Below are 397 nucleotides of genomic sequence, written 5' to 3'. Positions count from 1 at the left end.
TACGATCTCATCAGTTATTATGCAAAACAATCATATCACTGACCCTCACAAAGAAGACCGGTGATATGATGGAGATAAGCTTCTTCAGACGATAATTCATCTTCATAAATTTCTATCTGTCCACGCGCAGAAAATTGTGTTTGATGCACCGTCTGCCAATCTCCTGACACCAGTGGATGCCACCATGGAAGGTCTTTTCCCTCATTAATGAGCCGATAAGCACAACTTTCTGGAAGCCAACGAGCTGTTTTAACAGTTGCAACATCCAACGATATACAGTTTGGAACAATTGATTTACGATGAACATAATCCTGACACTGACAAGTTTTCCCATCTAAAAGACGACAAGCGACACTGGTTGCATAGATATCACCAGTATCATCATCTTCTACTTTGT

At 40.6% G+C, this 397-nt stretch carries 1 protein-coding gene; it reads right to left on the bottom strand.

Translation table 11 applies throughout. The annotated features are described in order from the left end of the window. Positions 1 to 35 precede the first annotated feature (35 nt). Positions 36 to 397, bottom strand: a 362-nt coding sequence (locus tag J7R10_RS09290) for a YkgJ family cysteine cluster protein (protein ID WP_208436529.1), incomplete at its 5' end; no start/stop codon positions are given.

It is taken from the genome of Bartonella vinsonii subsp. berkhoffii ATCC 51672, assembly GCF_902825225.1.
Taxonomy (GTDB): domain Bacteria; phylum Pseudomonadota; class Alphaproteobacteria; order Rhizobiales; family Rhizobiaceae; genus Bartonella; species Bartonella berkhoffii.
This window is presented reverse-complemented; position numbering and strand designations above follow the sequence as displayed.